Here is a 15,361-nt window from a genome sequence, read left to right as displayed (position 1 = left end):
CCGCCTTGCCGGCCATCGCTTCCGCTAGCCGATGTCGGGCGGATCGACCCGCACGCGGACGGCCTCCGAGCTGCCCCGTGCCATCCGCGCGGCCTGAGCCGTCTTCAGCGCGGCCGCCAGCGCGGCGCCGGTCCCGGGCGGCACCCGTACCAGCACCCGCTCCCAGTGCTCCCCGGCCGGCGGAGCCCCCGGCCGCCGCGGCGCCCCGGCCCGCGCCTCGGGCACCGGAACCGGCCCCAGCACCTCGGCGTCCGGCGGCAGTTCGGCCGCCGTGAGGAACTCCGCGAGCGCCTCCGCCGGACCCGACACCGCCGCCATCCGCGACACCGGGGGAAACCCCAGCTCGGCCCGCTCGGCGAGTTCCCGTACCGCGTGCCCCACGGGATCCCAGCGCACCAGCGCCTGCACCGGCCGCAGCGTCGGCTCCGCGACGACGACCACGGTGCCGCCCTCCTCCTGCGGCCGCACCAGCGCCCCGGCCGCGATCCACCGCCGCAGCGCGTCCTCACCGGCGCGCAGGTCGGGCCTCCCGAGCATCGCCCAGCCGTCCAGCAGCAGGGCGGCCGCGTAGCCGCCCTCGGCGACCGGTTCGGCGCCCGGTGTGCTCACGACCAGCGCGGGCGTCCCCGGCACGGTGTCCAGCACCTGCTCGCGCCCCGAGGTCCGCACGGGTACGGCGGGAAACGCCCGCCCCAGCTCCTCGGCGGTCCGCCGGGCGCCGACCACCTGCGCCCGCAGCCGGAAACCGCCGCACTCGGGACAGTGCCAGTCGCCCTCGGCCCGTCCGCACCACCCGCACCCCAGCGCCCCGGCCTCCCGCGCCTCCAGCGGACCGGCGCAGTGCCGGCAGCGCGCCGGAGCCCGGCACCGGTCGCAGGCCATCCGCGGCACGTACCCGCGACGGGGCACCTGCACCAGCACCGGCCCGTGCCGCAGTCCGTCCCGGACGGCCTGCCAGGCGAGCGTCGGCAGCCGCGCGGCCCGCGCGGCCTCGTCCCGCGCGAGGTCCCCGTCACCCACCGTCCGCACCAGGGGCGCGGCCCGCCGCACCTGTTCCCGCCCCGCCACCAGGGGCCGCGCCCAGCCGTTCTCCACAAGCTGCGCGGCCTCCACCGTGCAGCTCCAACTCCCCAGCAGGAAGCCGCACTTGTCCAGCGCGGCGCGCAGCAACAGCACATCCCGGGCATGCGGCTGCGGGGCGTGCTGCTCGCTGTGGCTGTCGTCCCCGTCGTCCCAGATCGCGACCAGCCCGAGATCCCGGACCGGCGCGAACATGGCGGCCCGCGTCCCCACCACCGCCCGCACCGACCCGCGGCTGACCGCGAGCCACTGCGCGTACCGCTTCTCGGGCCCGGCGTCGGCCGTGAGCAGCGCGTGCCGCCCGTCGCCCAGCACCCGCGTCAGGGCGGCGTCGACCCGCGCGGCGGCCCGCCCGTCCGGTACGACGACGAGCGCGCCGCGTCCCGAGGCGAGCGTGGCGGCGACGGCCCGGGCGGTCTCCTCGCTCCACCGGGGCCCGGGCAGGGCGTTCCACACCGCCCGGGGCGCGCCGCCGGAGGCCAGCGACTCGAGGAAGGCGACCCCGTGCTCGTACCGCGTCCAGGATCCGGCGTCGGGCACCGGCGGCGGCGGCAACGGTTCGGGGGAGGGCCGCTTCTCGGCCCGCGCGCTGCGCGGCGGCACGGCCAGCTGCAACACGTCCGCAAGGCTTCCCGCGTACCGGTCGGCGACGGCTCTGGCGAGCCGCAGCAGCTCCTCGCTCAGTACCGGCTCGGGCGACACCACCTGGGCCAGCGCGGCCAGCGGCCCCGCGTAGTCGGACTCGTCGAGCCGCTCCACGAGGAACCCGTCGATGAGCCCGCCGCCCTCCCGGCGCCCGTCCCGCACCCGATGCCGGCCGGCTCCGAACCGCACCCGGACCCGGACCCCCGGCTGTGCGTCGGCGTCCAGTTCGGCAGGGACGGCGTAGTCGAAGTACCGGTCGAGGTGCAGTACGCCCTTGTCCACGAGCACCCGGGCGACCGGCAGCCGCTCGGCCAGGGCGGCCCCCCGCCAGGTCCGCGGCTTGGCCCGGGGCACCCTGGCCCCCCGCACGCTCTCCCGGATGAGCGCGAGCTGCTCGGGCGGCGCCCCTTCGGCGCCCCCGCCCCCCTGCCCGTTCTCGCTGCTCACGCCTGCATTCTTACCAAACGCCACTGACAACCGGGACCGCCCGAGATCACTCCGGCCGCGGAACGCCGTACGGCGGTCTTCTGCCTTGGGCCGCTCGGCCGTACCGGTCCGGGACCGGCAACAGGATTCGAACCTGCGGGGGATCACCCGGAAGAAAGTATCCGAGACCTCGCACCGGGCGGTGCCGGTGTCCCGAGATCGGTTCGGCGGCGGTCGGAACGCAGCGGCTTCACCGCGCGCCCGAAGGCGCACTCCACGGAAGTAACCGCGGCCATCGCACCGGGACTGCACCACCGTACTGACCACCCCGTCTGCGCGGCGACCCGGTTTCCGCGGTCCTCGGACGCGACGAAGCCCGGCTCTCCCTTGAGGGGGAACCGGGCCGTCGTCGAGGTGGCTCGGGGTTACAGGCCCGCGGCCTTGCGCAGGGCGTCCACGCGGTCCGTGTTCTCCCAGGTGAACTCCGGGATCTCACGGCCGAAGTGACCGTACGCCGCGGTCTGCGCGTAGATCGGGCGGAGCAGGTCGAGGTCGCGGATGATCGCGGCCGGACGCAGGTCGAAGACCTCGTCGATCGCCTTCTCGATCTTCTCGGAGTCGATCTTGGCGGTGCCGAAGGTCTCCACGAACAGCCCGACGGGCTCGGCCTTGCCGATCGCGTAGGCCACCTGGACCTCGCAGCGGGAGGCGAGGCCCGCCGCGACGACGTTCTTGGCGACCCAGCGCATGGCGTAGGCGGCGGAACGGTCGACCTTGGACGGGTCCTTGCCGGAGAAGGCGCCGCCACCGTGGCGGGCCATGCCGCCGTAGGTGTCGATGATGATCTTGCGACCGGTCAGGCCGGCGTCGCCCATCGGGCCGCCGATCTCGAAACGGCCGGTCGGGTTGACCAGCAGGCGGTAGCCCTCGGTGTCGAGCTTGATGCCCTCGTCCAGCAGGGCCTTCAGCTCCGGCTCCACGACGAACTCGCGGATGTCGGGGGCGAGCAGCGACTCCAGGTCGATGTCGGAGGCGTGCTGGCTGGAGACGACGACCGTGTCGAGGCGGACGGCCTTGTCGCCGTCGTACTCGATGGTGACCTGCGTCTTGCCGTCGGGGCGCAGGTAGGGGATGGTGCCGTTCTTGCGGACCTCGGACAGGCGCTTGGACAGGCGGTGCGCCAGGAAGATCGGCAGCGGCATCAGGGTCGGCGTCTCGTCGGTCGCGTAGCCGAACATCAGGCCCTGGTCGCCGGCGCCCTGCTTGTCGAGCTCGTCGTCGTCGCCCTCGACCCGGTTCTCGTAGGCCGTGTCCACGCCCTGCGCGATGTCCGGGGACTGCGCGCCGATCGAGACCGACACGCCGCAGGAGGCGCCGTCGAAGCCCTTCTTGGACGAGTCGTAGCCGATGTCGAGGATCTTGTTGCGGACCAGCGTCGCGATGTCCGCGTACGTCTTGGTCGTGACCTCGCCGGCCACGTGCACCAGGCCGGTCGTGATCAGCGTCTCGACGGCGACCCGGGAGGTCGGGTCCTCACGCAGAAGCGCGTCGAGAATGGTGTCGCTGATCTGGTCAGCGATCTTGTCGGGGTGACCCTCGGTCACGGACTCCGAGGTGAACAGGCGACGGGACACAACGCTCCCTGGGGTTGCAGCGGCTGCTGGCTGATCATTGGCGGACGACACGGGGAGCTGCGCCCGGCATCATCCGGGAACAGTTTATCGGTCGCACCCTGCCGCAGGCCCACCCGTCTCGACACTCGGGAGTGCTGTGACCTGCGGCACGCGCATTCTGCCCAATGGGGGGCGGCGTTGAACAGGGCCCCCGCACCCGGATGTGGCGTCCGGAAAAGTGGACAGCGTGCCTGGGGAAGTCAACCCAATCGGGCCGCCGCCAGATCCCACACGATGTCGGCGAGGGCCTCCTTGGGCCCGTGCGGCACCGGCGTCTCGCTGCCGTCGGCGCCCAGCACCACGGCCTCGTTCTCCTCGGAGCCGAAGGTCTTGCGCTCCCCCACCTCGTTCACCACGAGCAGGTCGCAGCCCTTGCGCGCCAGCTTGGCGCGGCCGTTGGCGAGGACGTCGTCGGTCTCCGCGGCGAAGCCGACGATCACCTGTCCGGACCGCGCCCGTTCGGCCGAGATCTCCGCGAGGATGTCCGGATTGCGCACCAGGACGATCGGCTCGGGCTCCTGGCCGTCCTTCTTCTTGATCTTCCCGGCCGCGTAGACCGCCGGGCGGAAGTCGGCGACGGCGGCGGCCATGACCACGGCGTCGGCGTCGGCGGCCGCCTTCAGCACGGCTTCCCGCAGCTGTACGGCCGTACCGACCGGGACGACGTCCACGCCGGCCGGGTCGGGCAGGCCGGTGGTGTTGGCCGCGACCAGTGTCACCCGGGCGCCCCGCGCGGCCGCCGTGCGGGCGAGGGCGTATCCCTGTTTGCCGGAGGAGCGGTTGCCGAGGAAGCGGACCGGGTCGAGGGGTTCGCGGGTGCCGCCGGCCGAGACGACGACATGGCGGCCGGCCAGGTCGGGCTCCCGCACCCCCCGCGCGAGGACGCGGCGGCAGGCTTCGAAGATCTCCGCCGGGTCGGGCAGCCGGCCCTTGCCGGTGTCGACGCCGGTGAGACGGCCGACCGCCGGTTCGATGACGACGGCGCCGCGGCGGCGCAGCGTGGCCACGTTCTCCTGGGTGGCCGGGTGCTCCCACATCTCGGTGTGCATCGCGGGGGCGAGGACGACCGGGCAGCGGGCCGTCAGGAGGGTGTTGGTGAGCAGGTCGTCGGCGAGGCCGTGGGCCGCCTTGGCGAGCATGTCGGCGGTGGCGGGGGCGACCACGACCAGGTCGGCGTGCTGGCCGATCCGGACGTGCGGGACCTCTTCGACGTGGTCCCAGACCTCGGTGGAGACGGGGTTGCCGGACAGCGCGGACCAGGTGGCGGCGCCGACGAAGTGCAGCGCGGAGGCGGTGGGCACGACCCGGACGTCATGACCCGACTCGGTGAACCTTCTCAGCAGCTCGCAGGCCTTGTACGCGGCGATGCCGCCGCTGACCCCCAGCACGACCTTCGGCTTGTCCACCGGGCCTCCACTCGTTGAACCGACTCGTTGAACCGACTCGTTGAACCGACGAGTCCATCACACACCACAGGCCCGGCAGGGGGTCCCTCCCAGCGGTAGCTGGGGGAGTGACTGCCGGGCCTGAGGATAAGTCAATCGCAATCTGAAAGTACTACTGCGCCGGGCCCTCGATGGCCTCGGAGGTCAGCAGACCCGCGTTGATCTCACGCAGGGAGATGGAGAGCGGCTTCTCGTGGACGTGGGTGTCGACGAGCGGACCGACGTACTCCAGGAGACCCTCGCCGAGCTGCGAGTAGTACGCGTTGATCTGACGGGCACGCTTGGCCGCGTAGATCACGAGGCTGTACTTCGAGTCGGTGGCCTCGAGGAGCTCGTCGATCGGAGGGTTGATGATGCCCTCGGGCGCGGTGATGGAAGAGGACACGCTCTGCCTTCCGATGGATGGGAAAGATTCAGTCTGAATGATCAGCGACGATCACACAACGTCCATCAAGGCTAGCAGCTCGCGCGCCACGTCCTCGACGGAGGTGTTGACCAGCGTCTCGTCGAACTCCGGCTCGGCCGCCAGCTCGATCCTGGCCGCGTCCAGACGGCGCTCGATCACCTCGGGCGGCTCGGTGCCCCGTCCGGTGAGCCTGCGCACCAGCTCCTCCCAGGAAGGAGGAGCCAGGAACACCAGCCGGCCGTCCGGCATGGACTCGCGGACCTGCCGGGCGCCCTGGAGGTCGATCTCCAGCAGCACCGGCACCCCGGACTCCAGGTGTTCCAGCACCGCCTGCCGCGGGGTGCCGTAGCGGTTTCCCGCGAATTCGGCCCACTCGAGGAGTTCGCCGTTGGCGATGAGCTTGTCCATCTCCTCGTCGGAGACGAAGAAGTACTGCACTCCGTGCTTCTCGCCCGGGCGGGGCTTGCGGGTGGTGGCCGACACCGAGAGCCAGACCTCGGGGTGCACCTTGCGCATATGGGCGACGACCGTGCTCTTGCCGACCCCGGAGGGGCCGGAGAGCACGGTCAGCCGCGGACGTACGTCCGGGGGCTCGGGGGTCGTCCCCCGGAATGTTGCAGCCATGCAGCGATTATTCCAGCAATCGCGGGCTGCCCGGGACGGCTGTCCCGGACGGCCCGGTGATCAGGAGCCGGTGCTGCCGAACTCGCGCTCCAGGGACGCGATCTGGTTGGAACCGAGGCCACGCACCCGGCGGCTCTCGGAGATCCCGAGCCGCTCCATGATCTGCTTGGCGCGGACCTTGCCCACGCCCGGCAGGGACTCAAGGAGGGCGGAGACCTTCATCTTGCCGATGACGTCGTTTTCCTGACCCTGCTTGATGACCTCGTGGAGAGAGGCGCCGGAGTGCTTGAGTCGATTCTTGACCTCGGCCCGCTCCCGGCGAGCCGCGGCGGCCTTTTCGAGCGCGGCTGCGCGCTGTTCAGGGGTAAGGGGCGGAAGAGCCACGCCTACGTCACCTCGGATGTCGAACTGTCGGATACGGACCGGTGAGGAACCTAGTCGCCCCACACCTGAGGAGCCACGAGCAACACGCTCGCCCGTCGCCCCCCACTACTTAAAGGGTGTGGGGGTGCCCCCACTGCTCGGAGACTAGCGGGCAAGTGGGCCGGAGTCAGCGAGAACAGCGGAAAAGTCCTGGTCAGCCTCCGTGAGGCCGGACTTTTCGGACATACTGCCCTGCATTTGAGAATGTATTCACGCTCGGCCCGTCGCCGGAGCGCCCTCAGGAGCACTCCTCGGAGGACTCACCTACCTGCGACGACGTCCCGGATCTCGTCCGCGAACCGCTCCGCGGCCCCCCTCAGGGCTCCGACATCGGGACCGTGACGCAAAACACCTCGGCTCACGTTTGGAATCACGTTGCGCACCGCCGTCCCGAAGACCGCGGGAAGGTCGGCCGCCGTCGCCCCCTGCGCGCCGACGCCCGGCGCGAGCAGCGGACCGTTGATGTCGAGGTCGTACGACGACAGGTCACCGACCGTGGCCCCGACGACGGCGCCGAAGGAGCCCAGCGGCTCCTCCCCCGCGTTCTCGGCGGCCAGGTGGGCCAGCATCGTCGCGCCGACCGTCCGCCCGTCGCCACGCACCGCGTGCTGCACCTCGGGGCCCTCCGGGTTCGAGGTCAGCGCCAGCACGAAGAGGCCGGCCCCGCTCTCCCGGGCCAGCGCCACGGCCGGACTGAGCGAGCCGTAGCCGAGGTACGGCGAGACGGTCAGGGCGTCCGAGAACAGCGGCGCGTCCTTGCTCAGGAAGGCCTCGGCGTATCCGGCCATGGTGGAGCCGATGTCGCCGCGCTTGGCGTCCATGACGACCAGCGTCCCGGCGTCCCGCGCCTCGCGCACCACCCGTTCCAGGACGGCCACGCCGCGAGAGCCGAACCGCTCGAAGAAGGCGCTCTGCGGCTTCATGACCGCGACCCGGTCGGCCACCGCCGCCACGACGGTACGGCTGAACCGCTCGAGTCCGGCCACGTCGTCGTTCAGACCCCACTCGGAGAGCAGCGAGGCGTGCGGGTCGATGCCGACGCACAGCGGACCACGCTCGTCCATCACACGGCGCAGCCGCGCGCCGAAGGGTTCCAACGGGCTCATACGGTCTTCCTCACATCGGCGCCGACCGCGTCGGCGAGCGTGGCGTACGGGCTGGTGCGCAGGCGGGCCGCGAGCCCCTTGTGGACGGCACGGGGCCAGAAGGGCCCCTCGTAGATGAAGGCGCTGTAGCCCTGGACCAGCGTGGCACCGGCCAGGATGCGCTGCCAGGCGTCCTCGGCGTTCTCCACGCCGCCCACCCCGACCAGGGTGATCCGGTCACCCACGCGCGCGTACAGCCGTCGCAGCACCTCCAGGGACCGCGCCTTCAGCGGCGCCCCCGACAGCCCCCCGGTCTCCTCGGCCAGTTCGGGGCCGGAACGCAGCCCGAGGCCCTCGCGCGCGATGGTGGTGTTGGTCGCGATGATCCCGTCGAGACCCAGCTCGACGGCCAGGTCGGCGACGGCGTCGACATCCTCGTCGGCGAGGTCCGGGGCGATCTTCACCAGGAGCGGCACCCGGCGGTTCGCCGCCACCCGGTCGGCGGCCTCGCGCACGGCCGTCAGCAGCGGACGCAGGTGGTCGACGGCCTGGAGGCTGCGCAGGCCCGGCGTGTTGGGCGACGACACGTTCACGACCAGGTAGTCGGCGTACGGGGCGAGCCGCTCGGCGGACTTCACGTAGTCGCCGACCGCCTCGGCCTCCGGTACGGCCTTGGTCTTGCCGATGTTGACGCCCACCACGGTCCGGAAGACCGGCTCACGGGTGGCCAGCCGCGCGGCGACGGTCAGCGAACCGTCGTTGTTGAAGCCCATACGGTTGATCAGCGCCCGGTCGGCCACCAGCCGGAACAGCCGCTTCCTGGGATTTCCGGGCTGCGCCTCACCGGTCACGGTCCCGATCTCGACGTGGTCGAACCCGAGCATCGACATCCCGTCGATCGCGACGGCGTTCTTGTCGAACCCGGCGGCCAGCCCGAAGGGCCCGTGCATCCGCAGCCCGAAGGCCTCGGTGCGCAGCTCCTGGTGACGGGGAGCCAGCGCGGCGGCGACGAAGGTACGCAGCACGGGAACGCGGGCGACGAGCCGGATCCACCGGAAGGCCAGGTGGTGGGCGGCCTCGGGATCCATCCGCCGGAAGACGAGCTGGAAGAAGATCTTGTACATCGACTGTCCTCATACGGAGGGGGGACGCCGTCTCCGGTGTCCCCCCTCAGCCGAGCGCCCCAGAGGGCGCGGGGAACTGCGCGACCGGCCACGACCGGCCCGCAGTCTCGCTACGACCTTTCAGTCCCGAGCCGCGGTCAGCGTCTCCGCGTGCTCCTGGAGCGACCGCACCCCCACGTCCCCGTGGTTCAGCGCATCGATCCCCTGCACGGCCGCCGCCAGCGCCTGCACCGTCGTCAGACACGGCACCGACCGGGCCACCGCGGCCGTCCGGATCTCGTACCCGTCCAGGCGACCCCCCGTGCCGTACGGGGTGTTGACGATGAGGTCCACCTCGCCGTCGTGGATGAGCTGGACGATCGTCCGCTCGCCGTTCGGCCCGATGCCGTCGGACTGCTTGCGCACCACCGTCGCGTTGATGCCGTTGCGCTTGAGCACCTCGGCCGTGCCGGACGTGGCGAGCAGCTCGAAGCCGTGGGCGACCAGCTCACGCGCCGGGAAGATCATCGAGCGCTTGTCGCGGTTGGCGACCGAGATGAAGGCGCGGCCCTTGGTGGGCAGCGGGCCGTACGCCCCCGCCTGCGACTTGGCGTACGCCGTGCCGAAGACCGAGTCGATGCCCATGACCTCGCCGGTGGAGCGCATCTCCGGGCCGAGCACGGTGTCCACACCGCGCCCCTGGATGTCGCGGAAGCGCGACCACGGCATGACCGCCTCCTTGACGGAGATCGGCGCGTCGAACGGCAGCTCGCCGCCGTCGCCGCGGGCCGGCAGCAGCCCCTCGGCACGCAGTTCGGCGACGGTCGCGCCCAGCGAGATCCGGGCGGCGGCCTTCGCCAGCGGCACCGCGGTCGCCTTCGAGGTGAAGGGGACGGTACGGGACGCGCGCGGGTTGGCCTCGAGGACGTAGAGGATGTCCCCGGCCAGCGCGAACTGGATGTTGATCAGGCCGCGGACGCCGACGCCCTTCGCGATGGCCTCCGTCGAGGCCCGCAGGCGCTTGATGTCGAAGCCGCCCAGCGTGATCGGCGGCAGGGCGCACGCCGAGTCGCCGGAGTGGATGCCGGCCTCCTCGATGTGCTCCATCACGCCACCGAGGTACAGCTCCTGGCCGTCGTACAGCGCGTCGACGTCGATCTCGATCGCGTCGTCGAGGAACCGGTCGACGAGCACCGGCCGGGAGGGACTGATCTCGGTCGACTCGGCGATGTAGGAGGCGAGGCGGGTCTCGTCGTAGACGATCTCCATGCCGCGGCCGCCGAGGACGTAGGACGGCCGCACGAGCACCGGGTAGCCGATCTCGTCGGCGATGGCCTTGGCCTCGGCGAAGGTGGTCGCGGTGCCGTGCTTGGGGGCCGGCAGGCCCGCCTCGGCCAGGACCCGGCCGAAGGCGCCCCGGTCCTCGGCCGCGTGGATGGCCTCGGGGGACGTGCCGACGATCGGCACCCCGTTGTCCTTCAGCGCCTGCGACAGGCCCAGCGGGGTCTGTCCGCCCAGCTGGACCACCACGCCGGCCACCGGACCGGCCTGCTGCTCGGCGTGCACGATCTCCAGGACGTCCTCCAGGGTGAGCGGCTCGAAGTACAGCCGGTCGGAGGTGTCGTAGTCGGTGGAGACGGTCTCCGGGTTGCAGTTGACCATGACGGTCTCGTACCCGGCGTCCGACAGCGCGAAGGACGCGTGCACGCAGGAGTAGTCGAACTCGATGCCCTGGCCGATGCGGTTGGGACCGGAGCCCAGGATGATCACGGCCGGCTTCTCGCGCCGGGCGACCTCGGTCTCCTCGTCGTAGGAGGAGTAGAAGTACGGCGTCCTGGCGGCGAACTCGGCCGCGCAGGTGTCGACCGTCTTGTAGACCGGGCGGACGCCGAGCGCGTGCCTGACCTCGCGGACGACGTCCTCGCGCAGGCCGCGGATCTCGCCGATCTGCTGGTCGGAGAAGCCGTGCCGCTTGGCCTCGGCGAGCAGGTCGGGGGTGAGTTCGGCGGCGGCCGCCAGCTCGTCGGCGATCTCCTTGATCAGGAACAGCTGGTCCACGAACCACGGGTCGATCTTCGTGAACTCGAAGACCTCCTCGGGCGTGGCGCCCGCGCGGATGGCCTGCATGACCGCGTTGATGCGGCCGTCGGTGGGCCGCACCGCCTCGCGCAGCAGGGTCTCCTTGTCCCCGGGCTCGCCCACGAACGTGAACTGGCTGCCCTTCTTCTCCAGCGAGCGCAGCGCCTTCTGGAAGGCCTCGGGGAAGTTGCGGCCGATGGCCATCGCCTCGCCGACCGACTTCATGGTCGTGGTCAGCGTGGAGTCGGCCTGCGGGAACTTCTCGAAGGCGAACCGCGGGGCCTTGACGACCACGTAGTCGAGCGTGGGCTCGAAGGAGGCCGGGGTCTCCTGCGTGATGTCGTTGGGGATCTCGTCGAGCGTGTAGCCGACGGCCAGCTTGGCTGCGATCTTCGCGATCGGGAAGCCGGTGGCCTTGGAGGCGAGCGCGGAGGACCGCGACACGCGCGGGTTCATCTCGATGACGATGACCCGGCCGTCCTCGGGGTTCACCGCGAACTGGATGTTGCAGCCGCCGGTGTCCACGCCGACCTCGCGGATCACGGCGATGCCGATGTCCCGCAGGATCTGGTACTCGCGGTCGGTGAGCGTCATGGAGGGGGCGACGGTGATCGAGTCGCCGGTGTGGACGCCCATGGGGTCGAAGTTCTCGATGGAGCAGACGACCACGACGTTGTCGTGCTTGTCCCGCATCAGCTCCAGCTCGTACTCCTTCCAGCCGAGGATGGACTCCTCCAGGAGCACCTCGGTGGTCGGCGAGAGGGTCAGGCCCTGGCCGGCGATCCGGCGCAGCTCCTCCTCGTCGTGGGCGAAGCCGGAGCCGGCCCCGCCCATGGTGAAGGAGGGACGGACCACGACCGGGTAGCCGCCGAGCTCCTCGACCCCGGCGAGCACCTCGTCCATGGTGTGGCAGATGACCGAGCGCGCGGACTCGCCGTACCCGGTCTTGCGGCGGACCTCCGCCACCACGTCCTTGAAGAGATCGCGGTCCTCGCCCTTGTTGATGGCCTCGACGTTGGCGCCGATCAGCTCGACGCCGTACTTGGCGAGGACACCGTTCTCGTCCAGCGAGATCGCGGTGTTCAGCGCCGTCTGGCCGCCCAGGGTGGGCAGCAGGGCGTCGGGGCGCTCCTTGGCGATGATCTTCTCGACGAACTCCGGGGTGATCGGCTCGACGTAGGTCGCGTCGGCGATCTCCGGGTCGGTCATGATCGTCGCCGGGTTGGAGTTGACCAGGATGACCCTCAGGCCCTCGGCGCGCAGCACGCGGCAGGCCTGGGTGCCGGAGTAGTCGAACTCGGCGGCCTGGCCGATGACGATCGGGCCGGAGCCGATGACCAGGACGGACTGGATATCGGTGCGCTTAGGCACGCTGGCCCTCCATCAGGGAGACGAAGCGGTCGAAGAGGTAGGCGGCGTCGTGCGGGCCGGCCGCCGCTTCGGGGTGGTACTGGACGGAGAAGGCCGGCTGGTCGAGCAGCTGCAGCCCCTCCACGACGTCGTCGTTCAGGCACACGTGGGAGACCTCGGCGCGGCCGAACTCGGTCTCGCTGACCTGGTCGAGCGGGGCGTCCACGGCGAAGCCGTGGTTGTGCGCGGTGACCTCGACCTTGCCGGTCGTACGGTCCTGGACCGGCTGGTTGATGCCCCGGTGGCCGTACTTCAGCTTGTAGGTGCCGAAGCCGAGGGCGCGGCCGAGGATCTGGTTGCCGAAGCAGATGCCGAACAGCGGGGTCCTGCGTGCCAGGACGGCGGCCATCAGGGCCACCGGCCCGTCGGCCGTGGCCGGGTCGCCGGGACCGTTGGAGAAGAACACGCCGTCCGGGGAGACGGCGTACACGTCCTCCTCGGTGGCGGTCGCGGGCAGCACGTGCACCTCGATGCCACGCTCGGCCATCCGCTGCGGGGTCATGCCCTTGATGCCGAGGTCGACGGCGGCGACGGTGAACCGCTTCTCCCCGACGGCCGGGACGACGTACGCCTCCTTGGTCGCGACCTCCTCGTAGAGGCTCGCGCCCTTCATGTGCGGCTGGGCCTGCACACGCGTGAGGAGCTCGGAGTCGGCGGCGACCGCCTCGCCCGAGAAGATGCCGGAGCGCATCGAGCCGCGCTCACGGAGGTGCCGGGTGAGGGCGCGGGTGTCGATCCCGGAGATGCCGACCACGCCCTGCGCGACCAGCTCGTCGTCCAGGGAACGCCGCGCGCGCCAGTTGGAGGGCACGCGTGAGGGGTCGCGCACGACGTAGCCGGAGACCCAGATGCGGCCGGACTCGTCGTCCTCGTCGTTCCAGCCCGTGTTGCCGATCTGCGGGGCGGTGGCGACCACGATCTGGCGGTCGTACGAGGGGTCGGTGAGGGTCTCCTGGTAGCCGGTCATGCCGGTGGAGAACACGGCCTCGCCGAAGGTCTCCCCCACGGCCCCGTAGGCGCGGCCGCGGAAGATCCGGCCGTCCTCCAGGACGAGTACGGCGGGAGTCGCCTTCTTGGCAGAGGCGGTTCCCCTGGTGGAGGTCGTCATCGTTCGGCGCCTTCCGTGCTGGGTGTCTTGATCATGGAGTTGAGGGTGTCGACCCACTCGGCGTGCTCGGCCGCGTGGTCGGACCGGAATCCGGAGTCGATCAGCCGGTCGCCGTGCTGCCAGGTCACCACGAGCAGTCCGCCCTCGGTGAGGACCTTGCCCGCGATGCCCTTGCCGAGCAGGGCCTCGCGGAGCGCGGCGGCGGGGATGAAGAAGTCGGTCGCCCCGGGGCGTACGACGTCGAGGCCCGCGTCGGTCAGGGTGAGCTCGGCCCGGCTGCGGGAGCCGAGGCCGTGGGCCACGATGCGGTCCAGCCACTGCCCGGCGGTGGTGGAGCCGTGGTAACGGCCGCTCATCGTCAGTCTCGCCGGGCCCGGGTCGTCCGGCGCGGTGGGCAGGTCCGGGAGGTCGCCCTGGAGGGTGCCGCGCCACTTCCAGCCCTCGCGCATCAGCCAGTAGACGAGCGCGACGAAGAGGGCGAGGCCGACGAGCCAGCCGATGCGCGCGGCCCAGTCGGTGACCGCGGCCGACTTCTTGTCGTCGGCCAGCAGGATCAGAGGTGTCACGTCAGCTTCCCGTCCACGAGCGTCGCCTTGCCCCGCAGCCACGTGTGGGTGACACGGCCCGGCAGCTCTCGCCCCTCGTACGGGGTGTTGCGGCTGCGCGAGGCAAAGCCCGCGGGGTCCACCGTGCCACGGTATTCCGTGTCGACGAGCGTGAGGTTGGCGGGCTCACCAGCCGAGACGGGGCGGCCGTGCCCGGCGGCCCGCCCGATCCGCGCGGGCTCGACTGACATCCGGTCGGCGACGCCGGCCCAGGTCAGCAGGCCCGTGTCCACCATGGTCTCCTGCACCACCGACAGGGCGGTCTCCAGACCGACCATCCCCATGGCGGCCGCGGCCCACTCGCAGTCCTTGTCCTCGTGCGGGTGCGGGGCGTGGTCGGTGGCGACGATGTCGATCGTGCCGTCGGCCAGTGCCTCGCGCAGGGCCAGGACGTCGCGCTCGGTGCGCAGCGGCGGGTTGACCTTGTAGACCGGGTTGTACGACCGCACCAGCTCGTCGGTGAGGAGCAGGTGGTGCGGGGTGACCTCGGCGGTGACGTCGATGCCCCGGGACTTGGCCCAGCGCACGATCTCGACGGACCCGGCGGTCGAGAGGTGGCAGATGTGGACGCGGGAGCCGACGTGCTCGGCGAGCAGGACGTCCCGCGCGATGACCGACTCCTCGGCGACGGCCGGCCAGCCGCCGAGGCCCAGCTCTGCGGAGACGACGCCCTCGTTCATCTGGGCGCCCTCGGTCAGCCGCGGCTCCTGCGCGTGCTGCGCGACGACGCCGCCGAAGGCCTTCACGTACTCCAGCGCGCGGCGCATGATCACCGCGTCGTCCACGCACTTGCCGTCGTCGGAGAAGACGGTGACCCCGGCGGCCGACTCGTGCATGGCGCCCAGTTCGGCGAGCTTCTTGCCCTCCAGGCCGACGGTGACGGCGCCGATGGGCTGGACGTCGCAGTAGCCGTGCTCCCGGCCGAGCCGGTAGACCTGCTCGACCACGCCTGCGGTGTCCGCGACGGGGAAGGTGTTGGCCATGGCGAACACCGCCGTGTAGCCGCCGCTCGCGGCCGCGCGGGTGCCGGTCAGCACGGTCTCGGAGTCCTCGCGGCCCGGCTCGCGCAGATGGGTGTGCAGGTCGACCAGGCCCGGCAGCAGCACCTTGCCGGCGGCCTCCACGACCTCGGCGCCCTCGGCGGACAGCCCGCCGCCCACCGCCTCGATGACCTCGCCGTCGATCAGGACGTCCTGCGGCTCACCGCCGAGCACCTTCGCACCACGGATCAGGATCTTGCTCATGGGTG

The 15,361-nt window shown here is 71.6% G+C and carries 12 protein-coding genes; all 12 read right to left on the bottom strand.

Translation table 11 applies throughout. The annotated features are described in order from the left end of the window. Positions 1-24: 24 nt before the first annotated feature. On the bottom strand, positions 25-2,172 hold the full coding sequence (locus ACFXI4_RS23125) for a primosomal protein N' (protein ID WP_384993870.1): 2,148 nt from the start codon (positions 2,170-2,172) through the stop codon (positions 25-27). Between the two features lie 404 nt (positions 2,173-2,576). Next, on the bottom strand, positions 2,577-3,785 hold the full coding sequence (metK, locus tag ACFXI4_RS23120) for a methionine adenosyltransferase (protein ID WP_362723830.1): 1,209 nt from the start codon (positions 3,783-3,785) through the stop codon (positions 2,577-2,579). Between the two features lie 239 nt (positions 3,786-4,024). Then, complete coding sequence (coaBC, locus tag ACFXI4_RS23115) at positions 4,025-5,230, bottom strand: bifunctional phosphopantothenoylcysteine decarboxylase/phosphopantothenate--cysteine ligase CoaBC (protein ID WP_384993867.1); 1,206 nt, start codon at positions 5,228-5,230, stop codon at positions 4,025-4,027. Between the two features lie 151 nt (positions 5,231-5,381). Next, entirely contained in the window at positions 5,382-5,654 is a 273-nt protein-coding gene (gene rpoZ / locus ACFXI4_RS23110) for a DNA-directed RNA polymerase subunit omega (protein WP_039649019.1), read from the bottom strand. A gap of 51 nt (positions 5,655-5,705) precedes the next feature. Next, entirely contained in the window at positions 5,706-6,299 is a 594-nt protein-coding gene (gene gmk / locus ACFXI4_RS23105; protein ID WP_362723824.1) for a guanylate kinase, read from the bottom strand. Positions 6,300-6,359: 60 nt separating this feature from the next. Continuing rightward, the gene (locus tag ACFXI4_RS23100; RefSeq protein ID WP_003977346.1) at positions 6,360-6,683 is read right to left on the bottom strand and encodes an integration host factor; all 324 of its coding nucleotides are present in this window, start codon (positions 6,681-6,683) and stop codon (positions 6,360-6,362) included. Positions 6,684-6,982: 299 nt separating this feature from the next. Further along, positions 6,983-7,828, bottom strand: coding sequence for an orotidine-5'-phosphate decarboxylase (gene pyrF / locus ACFXI4_RS23095; protein ID WP_362723821.1), 846 nt, complete (start codon positions 7,826-7,828; stop codon positions 6,983-6,985). Beyond that, positions 7,825-8,931: a quinone-dependent dihydroorotate dehydrogenase gene (locus ACFXI4_RS23090; RefSeq protein ID WP_384993863.1), complete on the bottom strand. Its 1,107-nt coding sequence runs from the start codon at positions 8,929-8,931 to the stop codon at positions 7,825-7,827. Before ACFXI4_RS23090 ends, pyrF begins: the two co-directional genes overlap by 4 nt. Positions 8,932-9,051: 120 nt before the next feature. Beyond that, positions 9,052-12,360: a carbamoyl-phosphate synthase large subunit gene (gene carB, locus ACFXI4_RS23085; protein ID WP_384993860.1), complete on the bottom strand. Its 3,309-nt coding sequence runs from the start codon at positions 12,358-12,360 to the stop codon at positions 9,052-9,054. Further along, positions 12,353-13,507 (bottom strand): glutamine-hydrolyzing carbamoyl-phosphate synthase small subunit, encoded by a 1,155-nt coding sequence (gene carA, locus ACFXI4_RS23080; protein ID WP_384993857.1) that lies wholly within the window; start codon positions 13,505-13,507, stop codon positions 12,353-12,355. Before carA ends, carB begins: the two co-directional genes overlap by 8 nt. Further along, positions 13,504-14,073, bottom strand: a complete 570-nt coding sequence (locus ACFXI4_RS23075; protein ID WP_384993854.1) for a hypothetical protein — start codon at positions 14,071-14,073, stop codon at positions 13,504-13,506. The genes carA and ACFXI4_RS23075 overlap by 4 nt, the downstream gene beginning before the upstream one ends. After that, positions 14,070-15,356: a dihydroorotase gene (locus tag ACFXI4_RS23070; protein WP_362721532.1), complete on the bottom strand. Its 1,287-nt coding sequence runs from the start codon at positions 15,354-15,356 to the stop codon at positions 14,070-14,072. Before ACFXI4_RS23070 ends, ACFXI4_RS23075 begins: the two co-directional genes overlap by 4 nt. Between the last annotated feature and the right edge of the window lie 5 nt (positions 15,357-15,361).

It is taken from the genome of Streptomyces sp. NPDC059224 (assembly GCF_042754285.1).
Classification (GTDB): Bacteria; Actinomycetota; Actinomycetes; order Streptomycetales; family Streptomycetaceae; genus Streptomyces.
The sequence above is the reverse complement of the archived record's forward strand: the minus strand, read 5'-3'. Positions and strand labels throughout refer to the sequence as shown.

What these genes read in the sequence shown, in the direction of transcription:
- gmk (WP_362723824.1), bottom strand. Translation starts at nt 6,299, where the DNA reads ATGGCTGCAACATTCCGGGGGACGACCCCCGAGCCCCCGGACGTACGT.
- pyrF (WP_362723821.1), bottom strand. Translation starts at nt 7,828, where the DNA reads ATGAGCCCGTTGGAACCCTTCGGCGCGCGGCTGCGCCGTGTGATGGAC.
- ACFXI4_RS23090 (WP_384993863.1), bottom strand. Translation starts at nt 8,931, where the DNA reads ATGTACAAGATCTTCTTCCAGCTCGTCTTCCGGCGGATGGATCCCGAG.
- carA (WP_384993857.1), bottom strand. Translation starts at nt 13,507, where the DNA reads ATGACGACCTCCACCAGGGGAACCGCCTCTGCCAAGAAGGCGACTCCC.
- ACFXI4_RS23070 (WP_362721532.1), bottom strand. Translation starts at nt 15,356, where the DNA reads ATGAGCAAGATCCTGATCCGTGGTGCGAAGGTGCTCGGCGGTGAGCCG.